The sequence below is a fragment of the Polaromonas sp. P1_G2 genome, from assembly GCF_056405515.1.
Genome location: NZ_JBFUBY010000541.1, coordinates 1 through 1,034 on the forward strand (window position 1 = coordinate 1; position 1,034 = coordinate 1,034).

The 1,034-nt window shown below is 59.9% G+C and carries 3 protein-coding genes; 2 read left to right on the top strand and 1 reads right to left on the bottom strand.

Translation table 11 applies throughout. The annotated features are described in order from the left end of the window. The first annotated feature begins 103 nt into the window (after nucleotides 1-103). On the top strand, nucleotides 104-310 hold the full coding sequence (locus AC1D0P_RS26035; protein ID WP_477679367.1) for a DUF3606 domain-containing protein: 207 nt from the start codon (nucleotides 104-106) through the stop codon (nucleotides 308-310). Nucleotides 311-324: 14 nt separating this feature from the next. Here AC1D0P_RS26035 and AC1D0P_RS26040 read toward each other — a convergent pair whose 3' ends face one another. Continuing rightward, nucleotides 325-579: a hypothetical protein gene (locus AC1D0P_RS26040; protein ID WP_477651817.1), complete on the bottom strand. Its 255-nt coding sequence runs from the start codon at nucleotides 577-579 to the stop codon at nucleotides 325-327. A 223-nt stretch (nucleotides 580-802) separates the two neighbouring features. On the opposite strand from AC1D0P_RS26040, the gene AC1D0P_RS26045 reads away from it, so the two are divergent. Next, nucleotides 803-991 (top strand): hypothetical protein, encoded by a 189-nt coding sequence (locus AC1D0P_RS26045; RefSeq protein WP_477679368.1) that lies wholly within the window; start codon nucleotides 803-805, stop codon nucleotides 989-991. Nucleotides 992-1,034: the final 43 nt, after the last annotated feature.

Sequence of the window (1,034 nt, forward strand, 5' to 3'; positions counted from 1 at the left end):
GGAGGATGCGGTGTAGGCCAAAAGGTAGCAAAGTCACGTTACGGGATGCATCCGGGTCAGAAGCAGGCCCGGTACCCCTCAATGTCCCCCCGAAGGGAGAAACATGACGGCTTCGCGAGTTCCCCCAACAGCCGACGCGGGCAAGCGCATCAGCCTGCTGGATCCGCTTGCCGTGCGCGACTGGTGCGCCGAGCTGCAATGCACGGAGCTTGAACTGCGGGCGGCTGTCTATGCCGTGGGCAGCGAGCCCGAAGAGGTCCGCCGCTACTTTGGTCGCGGCCGGAAAACGCCGGCGGTGATCGAGGACTGAGAGCCTTCAGTCCGTCAGTACCGGGAGTCGTCCCGGGCGTCCGGCGACCACTCGGGGATGCCGGCCTCAAGCCGGCGCAGCGCGAGGCGGTGCTCCACGTCCTCGCACCATTGCTGGAATTCCTCGGGCGAAGGCGCAGACCCTGCTCCCTTCTGGAAGGCAGCCATCTTTTGCATAAACACCTGGTAGCGCCGTGTGCGTTCGAGCTCTTCATGCTGCTCAACTCTCACAGCGGCGCGCAGCGTTTCCATGACTCTGGAATCAGCCATACGCCCCTCCTGGGCAGTCAAGAAACAGTTAAAAGAAAATACCGATGGAATGAGGATTTTCTAGAGAAGGTCAATAGGGTTGCAACCGGAAAATTGTGAGAATTTTTTTCTTTCTATGGGGAAGCGCTCCTCCATTTGGAGGGTTTTTTTGTAGGTTCCGGCTGAGCCGGTAAAACGTTTTTCGCCGACAAAACGAACTACTTTAGTTTGCGAATGATGCGGCATGAATACTTTATTCCAACCCCCTGTCATCGAGGTCCCCGCGCCCGAAGAGCAGCAGGAAGTGTCCAGCACCGCTGAACTGCTTCTGGCCCTGGCGTTGGGTGTGTGTGCTCTCGCGGCGGTACGCCTGGCGGGACTCGCGGCATTTGCCATCGCTCAGCTGCTGGGGCAGCTGTGGGGCCGGGGTTAGGCGGCGAAAACGCGCAAAAGCTGGCTGGCCACCCTCGTTGGTG

Excerpts from the sequence above, each read along its gene's own strand:
- AC1D0P_RS26045 (WP_477679368.1), top strand. The coding sequence starts at position 803 with ATGAATACTTTATTCCAACCCCCTGTCATCGAGGTCCCCGCGCCCGAA.
- AC1D0P_RS26035 (WP_477679367.1), top strand. The coding sequence starts at position 104 with ATGACGGCTTCGCGAGTTCCCCCAACAGCCGACGCGGGCAAGCGCATC.
- AC1D0P_RS26040 (WP_477651817.1), bottom strand. The coding sequence starts at position 579 with ATGGCTGATTCCAGAGTCATGGAAACGCTGCGCGCCGCTGTGAGAGTT.